This is a genomic window from Actinomadura alba (genome assembly GCF_014323705.1).
Lineage (GTDB): Bacteria > Actinomycetota > Actinomycetes > Streptosporangiales > Streptosporangiaceae > Actinomadura_C > Actinomadura_C alba.
The window spans coordinates 15,741-37,312 of sequence record NZ_JABVEC010000044.1; the positions used below are offsets into that span (position 1 = coordinate 15,741).

22 protein-coding genes and 1 pseudogene are annotated in these 21,572 nt (G+C 68.2%); 9 read left to right on the forward strand and 14 right to left on the reverse strand.

The genetic code is table 11. The features are described 5' to 3' along the window. Positions 1-121: 121 nt before the first annotated feature. The 7 genes from HKK74_RS34570 to HKK74_RS41165 all read right to left on the reverse strand — a co-directional run bounded on the left by HKK74_RS34570 (position 122) and on the right by HKK74_RS41165 (position 5,498). Positions 122-1,141, reverse strand: coding sequence for a Rossmann-fold NAD(P)-binding domain-containing protein (locus HKK74_RS34570; RefSeq protein ID WP_187247627.1), 1,020 nt, complete (start codon positions 1,139-1,141; stop codon positions 122-124). Then, complete coding sequence (locus HKK74_RS34575; RefSeq protein ID WP_187247628.1) at positions 1,138-1,629, reverse strand: hypothetical protein; 492 nt, start codon at positions 1,627-1,629, stop codon at positions 1,138-1,140. The genes HKK74_RS34570 and HKK74_RS34575 overlap by 4 nt, the downstream gene beginning before the upstream one ends. A gap of 164 nt (positions 1,630-1,793) precedes the next feature. After that, complete coding sequence (locus HKK74_RS34580; RefSeq protein ID WP_187247629.1) at positions 1,794-2,789, reverse strand: hypothetical protein; 996 nt, start codon at positions 2,787-2,789, stop codon at positions 1,794-1,796. Positions 2,790-2,821: 32 nt separating this feature from the next. Beyond that, positions 2,822-3,607, reverse strand: a complete 786-nt coding sequence (locus HKK74_RS34585) for a hypothetical protein (protein ID WP_187247630.1) — start codon at positions 3,605-3,607, stop codon at positions 2,822-2,824. A gap of 344 nt (positions 3,608-3,951) precedes the next feature. After that, positions 3,952-4,692 (reverse strand): peptidoglycan recognition protein family protein, encoded by a 741-nt coding sequence (locus tag HKK74_RS34590; protein ID WP_187247631.1) that lies wholly within the window; start codon positions 4,690-4,692, stop codon positions 3,952-3,954. Continuing rightward, entirely contained in the window at positions 4,682-5,050 is a 369-nt protein-coding gene (locus tag HKK74_RS39430) for an endonuclease VII domain-containing protein (RefSeq protein WP_222723104.1), read from the reverse strand. The genes HKK74_RS34590 and HKK74_RS39430 overlap by 11 nt, the downstream gene beginning before the upstream one ends. A 316-nt stretch (positions 5,051-5,366) precedes the next feature. After that, positions 5,367-5,498, reverse strand: a complete 132-nt coding sequence (locus tag HKK74_RS41165; protein WP_281398158.1) for a hypothetical protein — start codon at positions 5,496-5,498, stop codon at positions 5,367-5,369. Between the two features lie 385 nt (positions 5,499-5,883). On the opposite strand from HKK74_RS41165, the gene HKK74_RS34600 reads away from it, so the two are divergent. Further along, on the forward strand, positions 5,884-6,429 hold the full coding sequence (locus HKK74_RS34600; protein WP_187247633.1) for a hypothetical protein: 546 nt from the start codon (positions 5,884-5,886) through the stop codon (positions 6,427-6,429). Between the two features lie 225 nt (positions 6,430-6,654). Beyond that, the gene (locus tag HKK74_RS34605; protein ID WP_187247634.1) at positions 6,655-7,392 is read left to right on the forward strand and encodes a hypothetical protein; all 738 of its coding nucleotides are present in this window, start codon (positions 6,655-6,657) and stop codon (positions 7,390-7,392) included. A gap of 192 nt (positions 7,393-7,584) precedes the next feature. On the opposite strand, the gene HKK74_RS34610 is transcribed toward HKK74_RS34605, so the two are convergent. Continuing rightward, complete coding sequence (locus tag HKK74_RS34610) at positions 7,585-8,727, reverse strand: DmpA family aminopeptidase (RefSeq protein ID WP_246492279.1); 1,143 nt, start codon at positions 8,725-8,727, stop codon at positions 7,585-7,587. Positions 8,728-8,935: 208 nt separating this feature from the next. Here HKK74_RS34610 and HKK74_RS34615 point away from each other — a divergent pair, with 208 nt between their 5' ends. Continuing rightward, entirely contained in the window at positions 8,936-10,018 is a 1,083-nt protein-coding gene (locus HKK74_RS34615; protein ID WP_187247635.1) for a DUF6745 domain-containing protein, read from the forward strand. A gap of 10 nt (positions 10,019-10,028) precedes the next feature. Continuing rightward, a pseudogene (locus HKK74_RS42195) lies at positions 10,029-10,250 on the forward strand (hypothetical protein); the annotation flags it as partial. A 255-nt stretch (positions 10,251-10,505) separates the two neighbouring features. On the opposite strand, the gene HKK74_RS34620 reads toward HKK74_RS42195, so the two are convergent. The 3 genes from HKK74_RS34620 to HKK74_RS34630 all read right to left on the reverse strand — a co-directional run bounded on the left by HKK74_RS34620 (position 10,506) and on the right by HKK74_RS34630 (position 12,828). Next, positions 10,506-11,345: a hypothetical protein gene (locus HKK74_RS34620; RefSeq protein ID WP_187247636.1), complete on the reverse strand. Its 840-nt coding sequence runs from the start codon at positions 11,343-11,345 to the stop codon at positions 10,506-10,508. A 6-nt stretch (positions 11,346-11,351) separates the two neighbouring features. Then, on the reverse strand, positions 11,352-11,858 hold the full coding sequence (locus HKK74_RS34625; protein ID WP_187247637.1) for a SigE family RNA polymerase sigma factor: 507 nt from the start codon (positions 11,856-11,858) through the stop codon (positions 11,352-11,354). A 286-nt stretch (positions 11,859-12,144) separates the two neighbouring features. Beyond that, positions 12,145-12,828, reverse strand: a complete 684-nt coding sequence (locus tag HKK74_RS34630) for a Ca2+-dependent phosphoinositide-specific phospholipase C (RefSeq protein WP_281398166.1) — start codon at positions 12,826-12,828, stop codon at positions 12,145-12,147. A 383-nt stretch (positions 12,829-13,211) separates the two neighbouring features. Between HKK74_RS34630 and HKK74_RS34635 the strand changes: the two genes are divergently transcribed. Further along, positions 13,212-14,756, forward strand: coding sequence for a protein kinase domain-containing protein (locus tag HKK74_RS34635; RefSeq protein ID WP_187247638.1), 1,545 nt, complete (start codon positions 13,212-13,214; stop codon positions 14,754-14,756). Between the two features lie 3 nt (positions 14,757-14,759). On the opposite strand, the gene HKK74_RS34640 is transcribed toward HKK74_RS34635, so the two are convergent. The 3 genes from HKK74_RS34640 to HKK74_RS34650 all read right to left on the reverse strand — a co-directional run bounded on the left by HKK74_RS34640 (position 14,760) and on the right by HKK74_RS34650 (position 17,579). After that, entirely contained in the window at positions 14,760-16,193 is a 1,434-nt protein-coding gene (locus HKK74_RS34640; RefSeq protein ID WP_187247639.1) for a sensor histidine kinase, read from the reverse strand. 269 nt (positions 16,194-16,462) lie between these two features. Continuing rightward, on the reverse strand, positions 16,463-17,215 hold the full coding sequence (locus HKK74_RS34645) for a FadR/GntR family transcriptional regulator (RefSeq protein ID WP_187247640.1): 753 nt from the start codon (positions 17,213-17,215) through the stop codon (positions 16,463-16,465). Between the two features lie 85 nt (positions 17,216-17,300). Continuing rightward, positions 17,301-17,579 (reverse strand): hypothetical protein, encoded by a 279-nt coding sequence (locus HKK74_RS34650; protein ID WP_187247641.1) that lies wholly within the window; start codon positions 17,577-17,579, stop codon positions 17,301-17,303. Between the two features lie 153 nt (positions 17,580-17,732). Between HKK74_RS34650 and HKK74_RS34655 the strand changes: the two genes are divergently transcribed. The 4 genes from HKK74_RS34655 (at position 17,733) to HKK74_RS34670 (ending at position 21,508) form a co-directional block, all read left to right on the forward strand. Beyond that, positions 17,733-19,016: an NAD(P)/FAD-dependent oxidoreductase gene (locus HKK74_RS34655; RefSeq protein WP_187247642.1), complete on the forward strand. Its 1,284-nt coding sequence runs from the start codon at positions 17,733-17,735 to the stop codon at positions 19,014-19,016. A gap of 233 nt (positions 19,017-19,249) precedes the next feature. Beyond that, positions 19,250-19,564, forward strand: coding sequence for a 2Fe-2S iron-sulfur cluster-binding protein (locus HKK74_RS34660; protein ID WP_312882082.1), 315 nt, complete (start codon positions 19,250-19,252; stop codon positions 19,562-19,564). Positions 19,565-19,758: 194 nt separating this feature from the next. After that, on the forward strand, positions 19,759-20,991 hold the full coding sequence (locus HKK74_RS34665; protein ID WP_222723106.1) for a Rieske 2Fe-2S domain-containing protein: 1,233 nt from the start codon (positions 19,759-19,761) through the stop codon (positions 20,989-20,991). 16 nt (positions 20,992-21,007) lie between these two features. Next, on the forward strand, positions 21,008-21,508 hold the full coding sequence (locus tag HKK74_RS34670) for a hypothetical protein (protein WP_222723107.1): 501 nt from the start codon (positions 21,008-21,010) through the stop codon (positions 21,506-21,508). The last annotated feature ends 64 nt before the right edge of the window (positions 21,509-21,572 follow it).

Consider the following 21,572-nt stretch of genomic DNA (forward strand, 5'->3'; position numbering starts at 1 on the left):
GCTCGGCACACCTTCATTACAGCAATCGCTCCCCGGCGCGGCCAGTGCGGCCGTCGGCGCCGCGAAGGCGGGCGTCGCCACGGGTTTGCTCGTCCTGCCGCCGGGCCCTCATGGGTACGGATCAGCGAGACGCCTCGGTCCAGGCGTCGAGGATGCGGGCCTCTTTGCCGCCGTCGATGCCCGGGACCGGCATGCCCGCCATTCGCCGCACGACACCGCCGTCCCTCAGCCACGCCCAGGTCGCCTCGACCGTGTCGCCGATCGGGCGGCATTTCAGACCGGCGGCCGACGCGGCGGCACCGGACGCCGGCCAACCGGCGGCCGGATTGGCTGCCGAGGGCAGCCAGAAGGGCACTTCCGTCCAGGGCTGCGCGCCCTGTTCCATGAGGAACTCGTCGGGCGTCCAGACGAGTTCGGCGCCGGAACTCGTCGCCGCCGCACATGCGGCGAGGCAGCCGCCGATCGTCGTGTCCGGTTCGTCAGGCACCGTGTTGAACACCCCGGCCCGGCCGGTCTCGATCTGGTCGAGCAGGAAGACCGCGATGTCGCGGGCGTCGGTGACCTGCAGCGGCCGGCCGGGGTCGCCCGGGGCGAGCACCCGGCCGCCCCGCTGGATCCGGGTGAGCCACCACGGGAGCATGCCGACGTTGTCGTACGGCCCGACGATCAGTCCCGGCCGCAGGATCAGCGAGGCGTCCGTACCGTAAGCCTCGCGGACCGCACGCTCGCAACCGGCCTTTCGCGGCGCGAGGAGACGCAGGTCCGCCGGGTCGCCGTCATCGTCCGGCGCGCCGTCGTGCAGGGGGGAGTCCTCGTCCCACGGCAGGTTCGTCCAGTCGCGGTACACCGCGGTCGTCGACACGTAGGCGTAGTAGGGGACCGTGCCGGTCAGGGCTTGGGCGGTGCGGCGGACGTGGGCGGGGACGAGCCCGCCCGGGTCGAGCGCGGCATCGAAGGAGCGGCCGGCCAGTGGCCGCACCCCCTCATCCGTGGACCGGTCCCCGCGGATCGCCGTGACGCCCGGCACGTCCGGTCCGGTACGGCCCCGGTTGAAGGTGGCGACCTCATGACCGCGCCGGACGGCCTCGGTCGCGACCGCGCGACCGACGAACGACGTCCCTCCGATGATGAGCAGCTTCATGATTTCCCTCCGCTGGTGGTTCGGCTGTCGTCACGGTTGAGGCGGGAGCGGATGGAGGTGACGAGCACGCCGCCGTCCGGGTGACGGGCCAGCTTGCCTCTCGAAACGAGGTCGTGGACGCCTTGCCGGGTGATGCCCAGCATCGCGCCGGCGACCGAGTACGAGACGGCCTGCGTGCTCGGATGGCCCAGCCGGTGTGCCACGACCCGGCCGAACGGGGTCCGCCACCAGTCCGCGGGCGGTTCCAGCGCCGTGTCGCCGGGATACAGGGCCGCTATGAGCCGTGCCGCCGTCAGCGCCGCCGCCTGGTCGTCCTCGCCGAGCAGCAGAGCGGCCCAGCTGGTGGCCTTGGCCTGGACCATGCGCTGGAGCGCCCCGGTCGTCGCACCGTCTTCGAGCAGGATCTCGATGGGGTCGAGCAGCCTGATCTCCACGATGCGGATCAGTTGCCGGGTGAGCTCGTCCCGGTCAGGCGGCCAGTTCGTCACCTTGCATCCCCTTCGCCCTGTCGCCACTTGACGGCGATCGTCCAGTACTTGTCGTGCAGTGTCAAGTAGCTGAAGGATCACTGGGCATGTGACGACACGACGGCACCCGGGAAGGGCGCGCCGATCGATCGTTAGCCGACCTTGAGCAGGCTGAGGGCCAGCCGCTAGTCGTTCGGCTGGACCCGGCCAAGCAGGTTGTCGGGGGAGTAGGCGGCTTCGACAGGAATGATCTGACCCAGTTCGGCGAGGTGGTCATAGGTGCGGACGGGCAGGCTGCTGTCGGCCATCGCGGCGCGGAAGATTTCCAGGATGCTCTCGTAGCCGGCGATGGGTGCCTGACCGGTCTGGAACCGGTACCACCACTGGCCGTTCAGGTACTTTGCCAGCTCGGCCGCCATCCGGTCGTCGTCGGCGATGCCGGACAGTGCGCTGACCTGCCTCCGGATGTCGAGCGCGTCGAGCGCATGGGCCAGGCCGTCGGTCGCGGTCATCGACGGGTACCTGCGGCCGGTGGCCTGGACGGAGGTGTATCCGATCGGTGTCCCGTGGACGGGCGACGACCAGGTGTGGGCGTTGGCGACGTATCCCAGCGTCTGCACCGGCGCTCCCGTGCTGACGAGCCGGGTCCGGGGGATCCGCGCCAGATGGTAGCTGCCTTCTCTGATCTCCTCGCTGTCATTGAGAACCCGGAGTTGGTCGGCGTCGACCAGGCAGATGCGCGCCTGTAGCACCGCGTCACGGCTGTACTCGGTGTTCAGCAGTAGTTCTCCGTAGAGATAGCCGTGACCGTGCAGCCCCGCGACGGCGACGTCCGCACCGTGCAGTTCTCCACGCAACACCGGGACGCACCAATCCGTGCCGTTGGGTGATCGGTAACCGTAGTTCAGGAGCTTGACATGCAGCGTCGCCGGATTCCGGTTGGCCCCATAGGCGAGGACGGGAGTGCGTTCCGCCAGGCCGGGAAGTTCCAGTGCGGCCAGCAGGTCGTCCAGTGACCGATGCTCGTTGCCGCCGATGACGAATCCGGCCGTGTCGCTGTACTCGAGCGGGTGAACGTGCCGATTCCACAAAAGGTAGTCCGCAAGCGGGCATTCGCCCGGGTAGTGCTCCGGGAATTTCCGAGCCGGCCGCCAGAAATCGATCTGATCGGCTGATGCCACGCCGTCCGCTCGCCCCGCTGTCGACGATCCGATCACTGCGCCCCCTGCACACCGTCGGCCGCCGATTCTCCGGTATCGTCTTCGGAGCCGAGCCGCCTTGACCGCCAGTTCCATTCGATCCGATAATTGGCCTCCTCCGGAAGCCACTCACCTTTGTTGGGAACGATGCGCCAATAGGCGATCGTGCCCTGTCGAAGCAGGACGGGGCCTCTCTCCCGATCCGTCGGCGTTCGTTGCCGCCTGCCGACCTGAAGGTGCCCGGTGACGCTGGTGCACGGACGGTCCGCCGAGAACAGCAGGATGAACACCAGCGCGCGGGTCGGCCGCTCGATATGGGTCTCGAAGTTCTCCGTCGGCGTGTTGTCGTAGGCGCCCGTGAAGACGACCTGGTGGACGACTCGCGTGACGCTCTGATCGGCGAGATGGGAGAGGTCGACGGCCATCGCGCGGTTGACCCTCATGTGCGCAGAACCGTACGGGCCCCAGGTGTGATTGTGCGGATGGCTGAGGCAGTCGCCCTCCAGTTCCCCGCTGGTGCTGTAGATCGAGACCAGTCCGTTTCCCTTCTCGGACTGGCGCCGGACGAGGTAGGTGTCGTTCAGCACGGCCTGCCCCGGCGATCCCGGACTGTTCCGCAGATCGAGAACTTTCGCGACCTCGTCGAGGCTGAACGATCCGCTCTCCTGAATCGCACCGAAGGTCAGCGCCTCACGGCTGCGCGGAAATCGCCTGGACCGCCAGTTCCAACTGCGCTGGATCAGCGCCGCTGAGATGGTGGCGATGACGGACAGAATCCCAATAACGATCTCCGGGCGCACCGGGCGCCTCCTCACCGGTACTGGGCAGGCTCACCGCTTATACCGAGCAGCCCCTGTTCCACTCAGGACAATCGACCCGCTTTCACGATAGACCCTTGAGGCCGTGCGTCCTGTGGATGAACGGTCACTCTTATTGATTGTCTTATTTGGGGCCACAGTAAACAGTGATTCGAGATGTCCTGAGAATCGCGCATGTATTTCACCGAGTCCGGGCCCCTGGCGCCTCAAGGCGTCGGCGTGGATCGGGCCCGAGAGGTGTCAGGCGGCGGCGAGGCCGGCACGCCGCGATGCCGTGTGCGGCACGCTGGTGCGGATCAGCTCGACAACGCCGCCGCCGGGACTCGTCACTCCTTGGGGGGCAGGGCGGCGCTGAGCAGTTCCTTGATTTCGGCGAGCTCGGACTTCAACTCGCTGACCTCGGTGCGTAGGGCCTTGACCTCGGAGGCCTTCGCCATGTCGCGGTAGGTGTTCGTCAAGAAGGACGCGCCCTTCCAGTTCGGGCCGCTCGGGCCACCGGGAGGGGCGGGGATGGAGTCCCGCTCCCATACGGCCTTGAACACGTCCTGGGCATCCATGTCCAGCTCCTCTTCGAAAGGTTTGGTCGAGGCGAGGGTTCCGTTGCTGATCAGACGGCGGAGGATGTCCCCGCAGCACGACGTCGAGATGAAAGCACTGTGCGGTTTCAGTGCCGCCTTGACGCCCTTGCCTCTGAGCCAGGCCCGCAACTCCCGGAACGCGTTGATCTGAGCGGCCGTCGGCGACTCGGACGGGCCGCTCATGAACGTCACCGAGTACCAGGTGGCATTTCCGCCGGGCTGCGCGGCCTGGACCTTGTTGAGCCCGCGGCCCTCGAGGACGATTCCATGTGGACAGACCGCAAAGCTGTATCCGACATCGGCCCATCTCCGGCTCGGGCCCATGTGGAACTTGCGGGTTCGGGCCCAGTAGGTACGGCACGCGGAATGACTCTTCTTCGCCAGCCCCTGATTCGACCCGTCGTAGTGAATGGCAATCCCATTCTTCGGCGCAGCATGGCCAGCACCGCTGGATGGCCAACCAAACACCGACCGCTTCTCAATCTTCATTACCCGGTCCCTTCATAACTCCATTGGGCCGGAGCCACGATTGCGCGCGCGCCAGCAGTTCTGGCGAGTCTCGGAACAGGCCAAGGGCGGCGTTGCAGTGCCGACACAGGAGCCCTCGAACGCACTTGCCGCACGAGCGCTTGGGGCAACACGAATGATCGTGGTCAACCGAGAACCTCTGGCCGCTCAGGCATTCACCCACGCCGCAGATCCCACACTGGCCACCTTGCGCAGCCAGCAGCGCCTCGTACTCCGCGACGGTGATTCCGTACAGATACTTGAGCTGCCGGGCGGCGGCGCAGTCCTTGCAGCCGCCGCGCCCACCGTTTGCGAACTCGGCGATCGGCTTCACGGTCATGCACCCGCCACAGCGCCGCAGACCGTCCGGCAGGATCGGCTTCTTCCGGTGTGGCTCATAGCGCTTTAACCGCATGTCCCTGCGGCACGACTTGCAGTAATAGTGCCTGCCGTCAGGAGAGACCGACCTGCGATGGAAATCAGAGAGGGGCTTCTCTGATTCACACGCGACACAACGCTTAGTTGTGAGGGGCATTTCCATGGCTCAATTTTAGTTGATTTACCCTGGGAATTGTGCTGAACGGCGATTCCGTTGCGCGGCGAGGTGGAACCCGCGCCGCTCGTGGGCCAGCCGAACACCGAGTGCTTCTCCAGTTTCATTTCGCGTCGACCCCCTCGACATGGGTGTCGCCGGGATCGATGACGCCCTCCTCGGGGTCCTCGGGCTCCGGAACCTCGGGCACGTCGATCTCCTCGACACCCTCGATCTCGGGCTCAGGTTCGGTCACTGGTCTCCTCCTCACCCCGCGCCGGTGAAAGGCAAGGACCTAGGGTCGTGGCCGCAGGGCCGCCACGGTGGCGCCAATTGCGAATAAACCCAGGTCACCTAACGTGTACGAGTCCGGCGCCCATTGCACAGAGTGGGATCCGGCGGACCGGTGTCAGCCGACTTCCCTCACAACGTGCGGCATTTAGATTTACAGCGCCTCAGAGCGTACCGGCGCCTCACTGCACAAACCAAGGGCTTGACCGACCGTTCATTGCCGATTGTGTCCAGTTGACGCCGTGCTGTGATGATCGCCTGAGTGGGACTGTCTTGTATCCGCACGAAAGAGCGGCTGGGCATCGACTTGCCGCTGGCAGTGCGGGCGGCCGAGGCTACGATCATGAGGCATGGGCGAGGCAGGGGAGACGGGCGACGACCGCTTCCGCGATCCCGGGTCGCGGTTGTGGCGGTTCGCCCAGGAGATCCTCGTACGCTGCCCTCGTTGCGCCGGCCGGGCGGTGGTCGTCGTCCATCCCGACCATCGTGAAGATCAGCGGTACGCCGTCGCCCTGCTCACCGCGCCGCACCGGCTGAGCTGCCCGGGTTGCGGGCACACCGACGAATGGTCGCCCCGCCCAATGCGTCCCGGCGACCGCGACGTGTACTTCTTCGGCGGCGGTTCGGTGGCCGTTCCCCGCCTGACGGGGCCGGACGATCCGTTCTTCGGGCTGCCGCTGTGGCTACGGCGTCCGTGCTGTGGCGGGCGGGTGCTGTGGGCCTACAACGCCGCTCATCTGGAGCTTCTTGAGCGGTACGTGACCGCACGTCTGCGTGAGCGCCACCCGTGGACGGGTTCGGGCAGCATGCTCGAGCGGCTGCCGGCCTGGATGAAGGCCGCCGGCAACCGCGACGAGGTTCTGGCGGCCATGCGCGTACTGCGCGCGCGAGCCTGACCGTCGGTCGGCCCGAAGCACCCGCACGCCCGCCGCTGGACGATCCGGCCCGGCCGCCGGTCGTGCCGTCCACCTAGCCGGATTCTCGATGCGGCATGTCATGGTTCGATCACCGGTCGGTACTGATCGTCAACAGCACCGGCAAAAGGGGCCGTGCCAAGCCCGCGCCCGACCGTGCGCTCATGATGACGTCGATCTCTGAGACGGAACTCCGAAGGAGCTCAGATGATCACCTCGCTCGGCAAGCACGCCGTGGTCGCCGCCACGGTCGCCGCACTCGGTGGCCTCATGGCCATCGCCGCTCAGAAACCCGCACACGCCGGTAGCTTCTCCGCGGCCTACACGTGCACCGTTCCGGTACTGGGATCGCGAATCGTCGGCCTCGACGGCTGGCTGACCTCACCGGGGCAGACGGCCGCCGGCAGCCCGGCCGGCTTCCGGCTGCACATCTCCCGCCTGAACCTGGGCTCACCGGTCGCCATCGGCTCCTGGAACGCGTCCGCGTGGGTCGACGTCAGTGGCGCGGAGAGCACGTCGTTCCAGCTGACCGGCTCTGGAGGGTTCGTGCCGGCACGACAGCCGATCTCTGGTGACCTCACCGGCGACTGGGCGCCGGCCGCACCCGGAACCGATCTGCTGAGTGTCAACAGCATCACGCTCAACGTGAACACCCCGGTCACCGGCGATGTCACCGTGCAGTGCGTGCCGCGCCTCCCACGCCCGGTGGCCGAGACGCTGATGGTCGTACCGCAGTACCAGCCTGGCGTGACGCGTCCGGTCGTCGTGCTGCCGCACCCGGGATGGTCGCGTCCGATCGGACCCCCGTACCACCATCACCATCACCACCCCGGATGGTCGCGCCCGATCGTCCGGCCGCAACATCACCATCAGCACCACCCCGGGTTGTCGCGTCCGGTCGTGCGGCCGCAACATCACCACCACGGACGGCCCGCCGCGTCATAGTGCCGCGCCATCTCCACGTCGTCGGCCGGCCCCGCGCTCCCGCGGGGCGGAGTCCGGACATGGTCGGTGTCATGCGCATGTAGACGCCTGTGCCGATCATTCCGGCGCGTTCGAACGGTTGCTCGGCGTGGTTCCGGCGAACCATGAGTCGACCGGAGCCACGCCGGGCCGCCGTCGAAGACACCCCGCGGGTCAGCCCGCGGGGTTCCTGCCGTACTTCTCGAACAGCGCGCGGACCCCGTCGAGGGGGAGTGCCTCGATGGTCCTGCCGTTGCCGGTCGTCGTGGTGGCCATGAAGAGCGAGTTGTAGACGGCCTCCTCCGTGGCCTCCAGCGCCGCCTGGAAGAAGGGGGACATCGCGTCGTTCGGCAGCAGGGTGTACGGACGTGCGGCCGTCTCCCCGTGCCGCACCCGCAGCCCTGGTGCGGCCGAGAACGCGATGGCGAAGTCGCCGCTGCCGTTGGAGTACGCCGACCCCGTCCGGGCCAGCCCGAAGTTGGCTCTCGCGGCCAGCCGCTCGAGATTGCGCTCGCCGAGGGGCGCGTCGGTGGCGATCACCATCATGCAGGAGCCGTCCGCCGACGAGCCGGTGTCCGGCTCGGCCGCAGCGGCGGCCGGTGGCTTGAGCTCCTCGCCGACCGGCACGCCTTCGATCATCAGCGTGCCGCCGTAGTTGGTCTGGACGAGGACGCCGACGGTGTAGCCGCTGGGAAGCACACGTGACGCGGTGCCGACGCCGCCCTTCCAGCCGAAACAGATCGTCCCGGTCCCCGCGCCGACCGCTCCTTCGGTCACCGGTCCCTCGGTGGCGTTCTCGATCGCCTTCTCGACGTCTTGTGCGCTGACATGACGGCCCCGGATGTCGTTCAAGGTCCCGTCGTTGGTCTCGCCGACCAGTGCGTTGACCGAGCGGACGCCCTCGTTGCCCGGCTGCTCGAGTGTCCAGCCGACCACGGCGTCCACAGCACGTCCCACGCTGAGCGTGTTGGTGAGCACGATGGGCGTCTCGATCGTGCCGAGCTCCTGGACCTGAGTGGAACCTGCAAGCTTCCCGAACGCGTTGCCGATGAACACCGCTCCTGGCACTTTCTCCTGGAACAGGTTGCCGGTGTGCGGGAGGATCGCCGTCACTCCGGTCCGTACGTTCTTGCCGCGGTTCAGGGTCACGTGGCCGACTCGTACGCCGGTCACGTCCGTGATCGCGTTGTGCTTCCCGGTGGGGAGGCCGCCGGGGGTGACGCCGAACTCCCTGGCGCGCATGCGCTTCCCGCCCGCTCCCGGCGACGTGGCCGGCGGGGTGGCGGACGCATTGGCGGCGGATACGGGTCCGGTCAACGAGGCCCCTGTGAGCACGGCTCCTGCGAATAGCGCGTCGCGTCGTGAGATTGCCACTTCCGCCCACCTTAATTGGAGTCACGGCAATCTAACACCCAAACGATCATCGACCCGGAGCGACCGCCGGGACGCCGTGGTGGACAGGGGCCGTGTCGATCTGTCACCATCTGGACGTGATCGTTAGAAAGGACGACGCCACCCTCATCCGGTGAGCGCTCTCGCGCAGCGGGAAGCTGCCGAAATCCGCGAAGAATGGCTGGGCCGGGCGTTGTCGACGCTGCCCGCCGATCGCAGATCCGCCGAAGCCGCCATCTCGGGCCTGTACCGCCTGATCGGGCTTGCGCCACCGCGTTTCCACTGGGTCTCGTCACCGGTCGCCGCCCTGACGACCGTCCCGCCGGGGGTGCGCCTACGACCCTCCGAGACGGTCGAGCGGATGGCCGAATGGCCGTTGCCGCGTCGGTTCAGCGCGCTGATGAGAGACCTGTGCAGACAGATCGACACCGGGCTCAGATGGGGCCATCGGCCGATGGAACAGCTGGTCACCCGGGAGGTACACGGATGGCTGCGGAGTTCCTCCGACAGGTCACTGCTTCTGTCGCTCGAGGGCGCGCACGACTCGCAGTTCCATCGGGCGATGGCCTGGTACGCGACGCAGTGCGTCTCCTGGGTGGCCCACTATGACGCCCTACGCAGGGCGGCCGGTGTGGTCTTCACCGCCGCGCAGACCCGGCAGTTCGAACTGTGGGCGCAGGTGGCCCGGTCGGCCGGCCCGTGGTGGCCGCGAGAAGGCGTGTGCGTCGTCTCCGAGCGGCCCGTCGCCGTGCGCATCGAGGTGTGGGGCGATGACGGCGAAGTGCGGCTGCACTGTGCGGACGGCCCGGCGGTGCGTTACGCGGACGGTTGGGACGTGTACGCCTGGCACGGGACACGGGTGCCCTCCTGGGTGGTCACGGATCCGAGTGCGCGGCGGATCGCGCGGGAGGTGAACGTCGAGGTCAGGCGATGCGCGATCGAGAACATCGGCTGGGCCTCCTACATCGACCAGGCCGGGCTGCGGCTGGTCGCCTCCGCGCCGGACCCGGGCAACCCCGGCTCGGAACTGCTGCTCTACGACATGCGCAAGGAGACCAGAGTGCTCCTCGCGGTCAACGGGTCCGTCGAACGTGATGGGCGTCGCCGCCGGTACGGGCTGACCGTGCCGGGCTTCTTCGAAGATCCGATCGCCGCCGCCGGTTGGACCTACGGGCTGTCCGCCGAGCAGTACTCCCTTCTCGTCCGCCGAACCTGAGGTGACCACCATGACAGTGACCCTTGCTTCGCTCTCCCACCAGACCGGACTCGCCGTGCTCGACCACCTCGAGCGGTCGGTCAGCGTCCCCGTCGTCGACGGGCTCCAGGCCCAGGGCGACCTCATCCTCGTTCCGCTCTCCGTCATCGCGCCGTCCGTGCGGGTCTCGTCCCACGCCGACTGGGCGGAGGTGCCACCCGAAGGGGTCGAACTCCTCCGTGGTGCGGCCGGGGGCAACCCGCACACGCTCGTCGCAGACCCGGGCACCTGCCGGTGGACGACCGGCGTGTCGGACTCCGACAGGCTGGCGGCGGCAGCGCGAGCACGAGGGGCAGAGGGCACGCCTCGTGGCGGACTGACCTCCCGCCCACCGTGTCCCCCGTCACCGAGGACTCCGGTGGCGGGGGAGCGGGCCCAGGCTGGGCGGGCACGTCACTCGGGACGTCCCCGGCGGCTGGGCGGGCCGCCATGCGCACACCCAGTGCGGTCAGTTCGGTGTCCCGCTCGGTCGGGAGGCCGCGGCCCGTTCCTGGAGCCGCCGGGTGAGACGCCTGGTGGCCTCCGTGGCCTCGCGGTGGTCAACGCTGACGACCTGGCCGGGCAGGCCGGAGCGGCCATCGGTCGCCGGATGATCGGCCGGTACTTTCGCGCCCTTCTCGTAGAAGCCGAAGGACCAGGTCCGTGGCCGGCTCGGGGGCCATTCGGGGTGCGACTGGGCGGCGTACTGCTTTGCGACGACCGTCACCGTTATCTTTTTCGTGGACCGGGGGATCGTCAGTTCGTACAGGCCGCCTTTGAAGCAGTTGAAGCCGGTGCTTCTGCCGTCGCCGTCGCTGAACTCCGGAGGGAAGGTGGCGCCGGTCAGCGTGATGGTCACGTTGACATTGGATTCGAAGCCGTCGCAGGTGGCGTAGAGACCGAGTCTCCGCTGTCCGGGGCGAATCTCGAGCCGGGCGTTGCGCTCGTCCGGCCAGGCGAGATCGCTTCTTCCCGGCAGGCGGTTCCAGCGGTACCTGCTCTCGAGGGCGAGGCGGTCCTGGTTCGCCTGGACCTCGGCGACGATGTCTCGCATCTCCTGTGGCGACAGCGTCCGCTCGGCCGTCGGCGTGGTCCGTCCGGTCGCCACGGTGGCGGCGTGATCACTTTCGGGAACCGACATGATGACCGCCGTACCGACGGCCACCGCCACCCCCGAGCCCGTCACCGCGACGAATCTGCGCATCCGGGCCACCCGGATCCGATCGCGCAGGTCGTCGTGCGGCACGGGGCGCAGGTGCGCCCGCTCGGTGCGGTCGTTCAGCAGGTTCCGGAACTCATCGGTGTTCATCTGTGGTCAGTCCCTTCCGTGCGTCATCGTGGTCACGAAGACCTCGTCGATGCGGAGAGTCGCCAGCGCCTTGCTGGACTGGCTCTTGACCGTTCCGACCGAGCAGCCGAGCAGCTTGGCGACCTGCGCCTCAGAGAGATCCTCGAAGTACCGCAGTACCAGGACGGCCCGCTGGCGAGGCGGCAGCCGCCGCAACGCCGCCCACACCGCGTCCCGGTCGTTCGTCTCGCCGAAGACGTCGGGGCCCTCCGCCTGATCGGGTACGGCGGCGGAGGTGATCTCCCTGCTGCGCCAAGTGCGCCGGAGCCACGACGTCTGGGTATTGACGATGATCTTCCGGACATAGGGTTCCGGCTCACCCCGGATGCGCGGCCAGGCGAACCAGGCCTTGACCAGGCCGGTCTGCACGAGATCCTCAGCCGCCGCCCAGTCCTGGGTCAGCAGGAACGCCAGCCGCAGCAGGCGGGGCCACCCTGCGGCGACGAAGTCCTGATAATCCGCGCGATCTGCCACACCCAGCCCCTTCGACGGATCGATCCCGGCATGCTCTTCTTCTCACGCCTCGACCGGCCCGTCAGGTTGCCTGGACGGGCCGGCGATCTGTCGTGACCGGCTGTTCGTGACCGGGAGGCCGGGGCTCGGGGCTCGCGCTGAAGGCACGCTGCCGTGGCCACGACCTCGGGGCATGGCGACCGAGCGATCGGCGGGCCGTCAGTCCCCGTGGTCGAGTGGGACCACGGAAGGTGCGGCCCGCGACGGGCCGCACCTTCCGTGGGAGTTCTCGTCTTCGAGCGGAGGCCTATCGTTCCAGCTTGCGGTCGTTGTCACGGATCGCGCCCGGTCCGCCATTGTCGAAGAAGAACATCACCTTGCCGCGCGCCGAGTCGAGGGTCGGCCAGCCGCGCGTCAGAACCGACTGTTCCAGCGTGAGGCCGGGCCGGCGTAGGTCGTCCGCGGTGATGAGCTCGGTCTCGCTGAAGACCGACCGGATCTCACGGTCGATGTCGTCCAGCAGCGCCGGGTCCCACGGCGGGCTCTCGGCGCCGCCCAGCCGCTCCCACCGGTCGTCCGTCTGCTTCAGTTCGAGCTGGAAGATGATCGGCACGTGCTGCCGGTTGGCGCGCGACCACGTCCGTACCTGCTGCATGCAGGAGACCAGCGTCCGGCAGGTCGAGTTGTAGTCCTGGTCGGCGACGTGAAGCACCTTCATGCCGGGTGCGGCCATGGCCGGATCGTCGATCGGACCCAGCCCGGCCCGCTTGCGGGCGAGCGGATGCCGGTAGAGCCCGCCTTTCGGGTCGGGCAACAGATCCAGCTCGACGGAGCGGATGTTCTGCCGGCCGAGCAGGTCCGGAATGGAGGCGTGCGAATAGAACCCCCATGAAGGGTAGCCGGGGTCGATTTTGATCGATTCAGCCAGTTCGACGCCTTGCATTTCCCGGTGATAGGCGTTGTGGGCGCCCAAGAACTGTATTTGATTCATCCTGACCGCGCCGCCGCCCGACGATTCGGCGGCTCGCGCAGGCTGCTGCGGGGAAACGACGGTCGTCGCCACGCCGGATGCGGCAAGCGCGACGACAGTGGCGGCAATGGCGCAGAGGCGGGTCAGGCCGATCCCGCGTTTTCTGAAGTGGTGAGTCACCCGCTCAGGGTGGAAAGCGGTGGTATCGCCAGAGTGAAATGTGGCCCGGCGGACCGCTGAACATCACCCGAATAGGCGAGGTTGCAGAATGATACTCCTTGCATCCTTCACCGGGATCGGATGAAGCGGTGGTGTCCGAATCGGCGAAGCGCTGCTTTGCCGGCCCTCCCTTGGTTGGATGGAACCACAGGGCATCATGATCATGGAACTGGGAGGGCTCGCTCATGGAGCTCGGGCTCGTCATCGCCTCGGTCGTCGCCGCGCTCGGGGCGCTCCTGCTCTACAGGTCCGTACGCGTCGTGCCGCAGAGCAAAGCCCACATCGTCGAGCGCTTCGGACGGCATCACCGCACCCTGACCGCGGGCCTCTCGATGGTCATCCCGTTCGCCGACCAGATCTACTACCGCGTCGACCTGCGCGAGCAGGTCATCGCCTTTCCCCCTCAGCCGGTCACCACATCGGACAACGTGGTCGTGAACACCGAAACGGTCGTCTACTTCCAGGTGGTCGACCCCACGGCCGCGGTGTACGAGGTCGCCAACCACGTCGCCGCGCTCGAGCAGCTCACCATCGTCACCCTGCGGAAGATCGGCGGTGCCATGGACCTGCAACGCATGCTGTCCTCACGGGAGGACATCGACGTCCGGCTGAGGGACGTGCTCGACCAGGCCGGCGGCAAATGGGGCGTCCAGGTGAACCGGGCGGAGCTGAAGGCGCTCGATCCGCCGGCGGCCATCCAAAGCGCGAGTGAGCGGCTGCTCAGCGCCCAGATCGACCAGCGCGCGGCGACGATGCGCTCCGAGGCGGACAGACGCGCGAAGATGCTGCTGGACGGCAGGCGTGAGCCACGGGGAGACGACGTCCAGCGCGGCGAGGTGACCGCAGGGACTCCCTTGCGAATCGGGGATCCGGAACGCGTGGGGCCCTATCGCCTGATCGAGCGCCTGGGCATGGGCGGTCAGGGAGTCGTGTACCTCGGTGAGAACGACTCGAACGAGCGGGTGGCGGTGAAGGTCCTCCGGGATGAACTGGCCGCTGAGTCCCAGGTACTGGAACGCTTCGCGCGAGAGCTCTCGGCGGCTCGCCGGGTGACCCCCTTCTGCATCGCCCAGGTGGTCGACGCCGATCTGTCCGCCAATCCGCCGTACATCGCCAGCGAGTACGTGACCGGCCTGTCGCTGCAGCAGACGGTGGCCCAGACGGGGGCACGGCAGGGGCCCGCCCTGCACCGGCTGGCGGTGGCGACGGCCGCCGCGCTCGCGGCCATTCACGAAGCGGGCGTCGTGCACAGAGATCTCAAGCCCGGCAACGTGCTGCTCGGGCCCGATGGGCCGCGCGTCATCGACTTCGGCATCGCCCGGGCGTTCGAGGAGGCGACCTCGACGCTCACCATCGGTGCGATCGGGACACCGGCGTATATGGCGCCCGAGCAGGTCAGTGAGAAACGGGTCGAACCGGCCGCCGACGTCTTCGCCTGGGGTTGCGTCATGGTCTATGCGGCGACCGGGCGGCCGCCCTTCGGAACCGATCGCATCCCGGCCATCTTCCATCGCATCCTGCACGAACCGCCCGACCTGGGCGACCTGGCGTCACCGCTGCGTGAACTCGTCGACTCGTGCCTCAGTAAAGACCCCGAGCGCCGGCCTTCCGCCCAGGATCTGCTGCTCCGGCTGCTCGGCAGGCGAACGGAGACCGCCGGGACGACCGCCGCGACAAAGGTCGGCGACCTGATCGAATCAGCCGGCGAAGATCTGCGCGACCGGCTGTGAGCGTCAGGGCCGCCGCTGAGCCGGCCGTCCGCTGGACGACCGCTCGCCGGAACAGACCGGGTCGGTCGCCGGGTGGGCGGGTCCGTCGGCCGACTCGACAAGCGGAAGGCGCAGGACGAATCGGGCACCCAGCGGTGAGTCCTCCACGGTCAGGGATCCCTGGTGGGCGTGCGCGATGTCGGCCGAGATCGCCAGGCCGAGTCCGCTGCCGCCTGGATCGCGGCGCTGTCCGTCGGGCAGTCGGGTGAAGCGTTCGAAGACGCGTTCTCGGTCCTCAGGTGCGATGCCGGGGCCGTCGTCGGTGACGGCCACCACGGCCAGGTCGTCCTGCCGGTACGCCGTGATCTCCACCCGGGAGTTCGCGTGACGCTGCGCGTTGTCCAGCAGGTTGCCGATCACTCGGATCAGCTGTATCGGCCGGCCGCGGACGGGCACTTTGGACGTGGCATGGGCGGTCACCGGCACGTCCCGGGACCTGGCCGTGGCCTCCTGGATGACGAGCTCACCCAGGTCGATGGTCTCTTGCGGCGCCGGATCGGCCCGGAGCCGGGCGAGCACCAGCAGGTCGTTGATGATCTGAGTGAGCCGGTCGGTCGCTGAGAGTGCTGTGCGGATGGTCTCGCGCGGATCGACGTCGTCGGGATACAGCAGGGCTTCTTCCAGCTGGGTATGCAGGCCGGCGACCGGTGATCTGAGCTCGTGCGAGGCCTCGGAGGCGAACTGCTGTTCCTGCCGCACGGCCTTCTCCAGCCGGTCGAGGGCCTGGTTGGCGGTATCGGTCAGCATCGCGAGCTCGTGTTGACGCGGTTGGCCGAACCGGGTGCCCAGGTTGTTCATCGACAGCGTGGACACCTGCATCCGGACCGACTCCACCGCGTTGAGCCAGCGGCCGGACACCCGCCAGTTGATCCCGGCCGCGAGCGCGGTCAGGCCGATGACACCGGCGCCGATGAACAGCTCGAGTTCGTGTGAGGCGAGAAGCTTTGGAGCCTCCACACCGGCGTAGACGTAATGCGGGTCGGCGTCCCCGGGTTTGTCGGTCAACGCGAAGCGGATCGCCGTGACGATGCCGCAACCTTCCGCGGACCGGCACACGGTCACGTTCTCGATCCGGTCGTCGTCCGGGGGCCGGATGGTGCTCAACGGTGGCATGTGGTCGGCCGCTGCGCTGGCGTCGATGACCCGGCCCTGGTTGTCCACGAGCTGGATCAGCTTGACCGGACCGGGTGTGGGGATCGGGTGAGGCGCGCTCCCGGCCCGTGCTCTGGCGATCCACTGGATCGCGGCTCGCTGAGTCTCCTCGAGAGCGGTGTCGTGCGCGTTGGTACGGATCAGCGTGTCGAGTATGACGCCGATCGCGAGGGTGGACATCAACGCCATCGCGGCAAGGACGAGCGTGGAGCGCACTCGTACGGAGCGCCGGCCTAAAGGCAGCATCCCACCGCCTCCCTCTCGCTCGCCGCGACTGTCGCCTGGTGCTTAGGATGCATAGATCCCGATAATACGTTTTATTGGCATTTGTCTGGATTGCTAGAGACATCCGTGGGTGAGTTTTGCAGGAACATGACCGATTCATGACCCCACGTTGAAACACCACCTCGGGTGCTCAATGCGCGGGGCCGGCCTGGAGGCGGGCGAGCAGGTCGCGCAGGCGTAGCCGATCGTCCTCGCGGGCTCCGCGGCCGGATCCCTCGAGCCGGTGTCGCCTACGTCTGGGCGACCCGATCCGCGGTCCGCTGGAGGTGCGTGCGCATGATGGCGGTGGCGGCCTCGACATCGCCCCGCTCGACCGCATCGACGAATTCGCCGTGCTCGGCGGTGCCGCGGTGACCCATCAGCGGGGCGACGATCTGGGCCTCCTGAAGCGACATGAGCAGCGGGCCGTGGAAGCTCTGCACCAGCATCTCGATCGCCGCGTTGTGCGTGCACGCGGCCACCCGGACGTGGAACTCGGCGGACAGCGTCATCGAGTAGGAGGAATCCTTCAGCGCCTCCTGCTGCCGTGCGCATATCTCCTTGAGTTCGGCGATGTCGTCGGCGGTCGCGCGTTCGACCACGAGCGGAACGATGCCGAGTTCGAAGACCATGCGTGCCTCGGTGACCTCGGTCGCCGTGAGGGGACTGAGCTTGAGCAGATCCGCGAGACCCTCACCGAGCCGGGCGCGCGAGGGGGTGGTGACGAAGGCCCCGCCGCGGGCCCCGACACGGATCTCGACCAGCCCACCGGCCTCCAGGACCCGGAGCGCCTCACGCACCGTGACGCGACTGACCCCGAACCGGTCGCACAGGTCACGTTCGCTCGGAAGGCGATCTCCGGGCTTGAGCCGGCCCTGATGCATCAGCAACCGGACCTGGTCGACGATGACCTGTGACACGCGGCCCAGGCTGACGGGACTGAACAGATCCGAAACCGAGGACGGGGAGGTGCCCGTCGCCTCACTCTTCTCGCCGACGCCCATGGGCCCATCCTCCCGCATCGCGCGACCGATGGAGTTCTCGTTGACACTCTACGGCCTAAGCAGAAGTATGGTCATACCAATAGTCCTAGGCCTTCAGGGGTGGCCCAAGGTGTCGGGCGTCGGTCTCGCCCTCGCGCGCGAGCAGCAGGGTGCGTATCCGGGGACGACCCTGCTCGTCGCGGACGCGGGCGTACGACGGCGGCGAGAGGAAGTGCGGCAGCGCCTCCGCCACCAGGTCCAGCCGCTGGGCCTTCACCACGCACGCGCGGCAGCCCTGCCTCGGCGGCCGCGTCGACGGCCTCGGCCAGGTTCGGGTCTCACCATCCGGCGACCCCGCGCCCGGGGTGGTGGTGGACGGGAGCACTTCGCCGAACGATGGTTTAATGGTATTACATTAAGCCCTCAGATGAGAGGTTTCCATGTCACGCAGGGACCAGCGGTGTTGCCCATGGCGGGCTCCGGCGGCCAGGCGGCCTCCACTTAGGCGGTCGTCCCGGCCCGACTTCCGGGGGCCGGGATGAGTAACGGGACACTGATCGTTGGCGGCAGCCAGGCCGGCCTGCAACTGGCCGTGTCACTGCGGCAGCTCGGCGACACCTCACCGATCATCTTGGTCGGCGAGGAGACGCATCCGCCCTACCAGCGGCCGCCCCTTTCCAAGGAGTTCCTCGCCGGCCAGGCGGAGCTCGACTCGCTGGCCTTTCGTGCGCCCGCCTTCTATGCCGACTCCGGGATCGACCTGGTGTGCGGTGAGCGGGTCAGCGAGTTGGGCCTGTCCCCATCGGGCCCCCCGGGCTCTGGAGTCGCGGCGACAGCGAACGGGCGCGAACTGCCCTTCGATCGGCTGGCGTTGACCGTGGGAGCCGGCCCCAGGCGGCTTGCCCTGCCCGGGGCGGACCTTGACGGGATCTGCTACCTGCGCGACCACAACGATGCCGCGGACCTGCGGGCGCGGCTCGCGACCGCCTCAAAGGTCGTCGTCGTCGGCGGCGGATTCATCGGCCTGGAGGTGGCTTCGGAGGCCCGCGCTCTTGGCAGGTCCGTCACGGTGGTCGAGGCCGCGGAGCGGCTGATGGCCCGAGCCGTGGGACCCGTCGTCTCGGAGTTCTACCGTCAGGCGCACCTGCGCCGCGGCATCGACGTACGGCTGTCCTCGGGCGTGTCCGGCTTCGACGGTGAAAGGGGCCGGGTGACCGGCGTCGAACTCTCCGACAGCACGCACCTGCCGACCGATCTGGTCCTGGTCGGGGTCGGCGTCCTCCCGCGCACCGAGCTGGCCGAGCAGCTGGGGCTCGTGTGCGACCAGGGCATCGTCGTCGATGCCCACGCCCGCACCAGCGACCCCTCGGTGGTCGCCGCCGGCGACTGCACCGTGCAGCCGCACCCGATGACCGGGCAGGGGAGGGTACGGCTGGAGTCGGTCCAGAACGCCGTGGCCCAGGCCCGAGTGGCGGCCGCGACGCTCCTCGGCCGGCTTGACGACGTGAAATCGGTGCCGTGGTTCTGGTCCTACCAGGGTGACCTCAAGCTGCAGATCGCCGGCCTTGCCGCCGGCTACGACGACTACGTCGTGCGCGGTGAGCCGGATGACGAGCGCTTCTCGGTCCTTTACTACCGGCAGAACCGGCTGCTGGCCATCGACGCCGTCAACCGCCCGGCCGACTACATGGCCGTACGTAAGGCGCTCGGCCAGGGAGTGACCATCGCCCCGGACCGCGCCGGCGACGCCGCCATTCCCCTGAAGTCCCTCCTCGCCGCTTCCACCACCGCGGCGCCGGCGGTTCAGCGAGCGGACGCGTGAGCGCGAACAGGAAGCGCCGCCATGCCTCCGCATCCTGCGCCATGCCCTCAACACACCTCGGTGCCACGAGGGTTGCGATTGGCCCCGGCTTTGCGGCCGCTGACCAGAAGTCGCTTGTGCGGCCACCCAAGTATCTGGTCTAATGGACATACCATAGGACGACACTTCACCGGAGCGCGCGTCCGTCACTTGGGGGGAACGACCGTGAGAGGACATGGCGGATCTTGTCCAAAGTGATCTACATCGGCAGCGCCGGTCGCGAATACGCCGTCGACGCGGCGGTCGGTGACACGGTCATGGCAGCCGCGGTCAAGAACGGCGTCCCCGGGATCGTCGCGGAGTGCGGCGGGAACTGCTCCTGCGCTACCTGTCACGTCTGGGTGAGCGAGGAGTTCGCACCAATCGTCGGACCCCCCAATGATATGGAGGAGGATCTGCTCGACATGGCGGTCTCGGAGCGGCGCAGCACCAGTCGTCTCGCATGCCAGATACGCATCACGAAGGCCCTCGATGGTCTGACGGTGGAGATCCCTCCGGAGCAGCCCTGACCTCCCATCCGTACGCGATGCCCAGCCACGGACGCACCAGTTGGAGGCATGTTGGTCGCCCGGTGGGACTGCAGACCACCATCGCGAACCTATCGATATCGCCACCCCGATGACGGTCCATCACTTGAAGGGAAACGGCCGTGCTAAGGCAGGACATCAACGAGCTTTTGACACAGACCGGTCCTGGGACGCCGATGGGCGACTTGTTCCGGCAGTACTGGATTCCCGCGCTGCTCGCCGAGGAGCTTCCGGAGAAGGACTCGCCGCCGGTGCGTGTGAAGCTCCTGTCGGAGCGCATGCTCGCCTTCCGTGACAGCGAAGGGCGGTATGGCCTGGTCGACGAGTTCTGTGCGCACCGGGGCGCTTCGCTGTGGTTCGGCCGCAACGAGGGGTCCGGTCTGCGGTGCGCCTACCACGGCTGGAAGTACGACGTCACCGGCCAGTGCGTGGAGGTGCCGTCGGAGGCGGACAACAGCAGCTTCTGCCAGAACGTGAAGCTCACCGCGTACCCGCTGGTCAGGGTCGGTGACGTGCTGTGGACCTACATGGGTGACCCGGCCAAGCAGCCGGGCTTGCCGGAGTTCGAGTTCGCGCACGTCCCGCCGGAGCAGACCTACACCTCCAAGCGGTGGCAGCAGTGCAATTGGCTGCAGGCGTTCGAGGGCGGCATCGACTCCAGTCACGTCACGTTCCTGCACTCCGGCGGCCTCAAGAACGACCCGTTGTTCAAGGGCGCCAAGGGCAACGAGTACAACATGAAGGACACCAAGCCGTTCTTCGAGGTCGCCGACAGCGAGGGCGGGCTGTTCGTCGGCGCACGCCGCAACGCGGAGGAGGGCAGCTACTACTGGCGGATCACGCCGTGGGTGATGCCGGCCTTCACGATGGTGCCGCCACGCGGTGACCACCCGGTGCACGGCCACTTCTGGGTGCCGATCGACGACGAGAACTGCTGGACGTACTCCTTCGACTACCATCCGGTCCGTCCGCTGACGACCGCGGAACGCCAGGCCATGATCGACGGTCACGGGGTCCACAGCAAGAACATCCCGGGGACCTACCGGCCCGCGGCCAACATGGACAACGACTACCTGATGGACCGCGAGGCGCAAAAGCGCGGCGACACCTACTCCGGCGTGGCGGGCATCGCCATGCAGGACGCCTCGCTCCAGGAGAGCATGGGGCCGATCGTGGACCGCACGAAGGAGCGGCTGGTCCCGGCCGACAGCGGGATCATCAAGGCCCGCCAGAAGCTGCGCAAGGCCGCGATCGCGCTGCGGGACGAAGGCGTGACGCCTCCAGGGGTGAACCCGGCGCACCACCGAGTGCGCTCGGCGGCGGTCGTGTTGCCGCAGGCCGAGTCCTTCCTGGACTCCTGCCGCGACGCGGTCACGGCCATTCCCGGCGTCCCGCAGTCGTCGGTCTGAGATGTCGGCGCCGTCGATGTACGCGAGCGAAAGCGCCAGGGCGGCCTCCGCGAGTGAGGCGCGCTACCGGATCACTGTGCCGATCGCACCCGCCAGGGCCGCACGCGTCATCGCGCTGGACGCGAGAGCCGCGGCGGTCACCCGCCGCGTCGCGGGCGGACCGTGGGCCAACGCCAGGTTCTACACCTGCGAGGTCACGCGTGGAGCCGGTGGGAGCAACGAGCCGGCGGGAGAGGTCCCGCTGTACGGGCTCGACGGTTCGCCGGCCGCACTAGGGGACGTGCTGAACGGCACCGACGTGGTGGTCGTCCTCGCGACGGATGACTCGGGACGGGCCTACGCGGCGGCCATCGGCAGGGCCTGCAGCGCGAGCGCCATCACGACGGCAGGGGTGGTACTCGGCGACGGCTTCGAGGCCGAGGACGCCGTCGCCGCCCTCCGGCCGCACGCCCGGGTGCTGCTGCTGTCCGCGGACGAGAGCGATGTCTTCGAACTGCTCACGGCCCTGAGGGTCTAGGACGGGAGCAGACAGCCGGACAGGGTCGCCGGGCGCCAGCCCGCGCGGCCCTGTCGTCCACCCA

Coding starts and splice junctions, on each gene's coding strand:
- HKK74_RS34570 (WP_187247627.1), bottom strand. CDS start 1,141: ATGAAGCTGCTCATCATCGGAGGGACGTCGTTCGTCGGTCGCGCGGTC.
- HKK74_RS34590 (WP_187247631.1), bottom strand. CDS start 4,692: ATGAAGATTGAGAAGCGGTCGGTGTTTGGTTGGCCATCCAGCGGTGCT.
- HKK74_RS39430 (WP_222723104.1), bottom strand. CDS start 5,050: ATGACCGTGAAGCCGATCGCCGAGTTCGCAAACGGTGGGCGCGGCGGC.
- HKK74_RS34600 (WP_187247633.1), top strand. CDS start 5,884: ATGGGCGAGGCAGGGGAGACGGGCGACGACCGCTTCCGCGATCCCGGG.
- HKK74_RS34605 (WP_187247634.1), top strand. CDS start 6,655: ATGATCACCTCGCTCGGCAAGCACGCCGTGGTCGCCGCCACGGTCGCC.
- HKK74_RS34620 (WP_187247636.1), bottom strand. CDS start 11,345: ATGAACACCGATGAGTTCCGGAACCTGCTGAACGACCGCACCGAGCGG.
- HKK74_RS34630 (WP_281398166.1), bottom strand. CDS start 12,828: ATGAATCAAATACAGTTCTTGGGCGCCCACAACGCCTATCACCGGGAA.
- HKK74_RS34635 (WP_187247638.1), top strand. CDS start 13,212: ATGGAGCTCGGGCTCGTCATCGCCTCGGTCGTCGCCGCGCTCGGGGCG.
- HKK74_RS34640 (WP_187247639.1), bottom strand. CDS start 16,193: ATGCTGCCTTTAGGCCGGCGCTCCGTACGAGTGCGCTCCACGCTCGTC.
- HKK74_RS34645 (WP_187247640.1), bottom strand. CDS start 17,215: ATGGGCGTCGGCGAGAAGAGTGAGGCGACGGGCACCTCCCCGTCCTCG.
- HKK74_RS34655 (WP_187247642.1), top strand. CDS start 17,733: ATGAGTAACGGGACACTGATCGTTGGCGGCAGCCAGGCCGGCCTGCAA.
- HKK74_RS34665 (WP_222723106.1), top strand. CDS start 19,759: ATGGGCGACTTGTTCCGGCAGTACTGGATTCCCGCGCTGCTCGCCGAG.
- HKK74_RS34670 (WP_222723107.1), top strand. CDS start 21,008: ATGTACGCGAGCGAAAGCGCCAGGGCGGCCTCCGCGAGTGAGGCGCGC.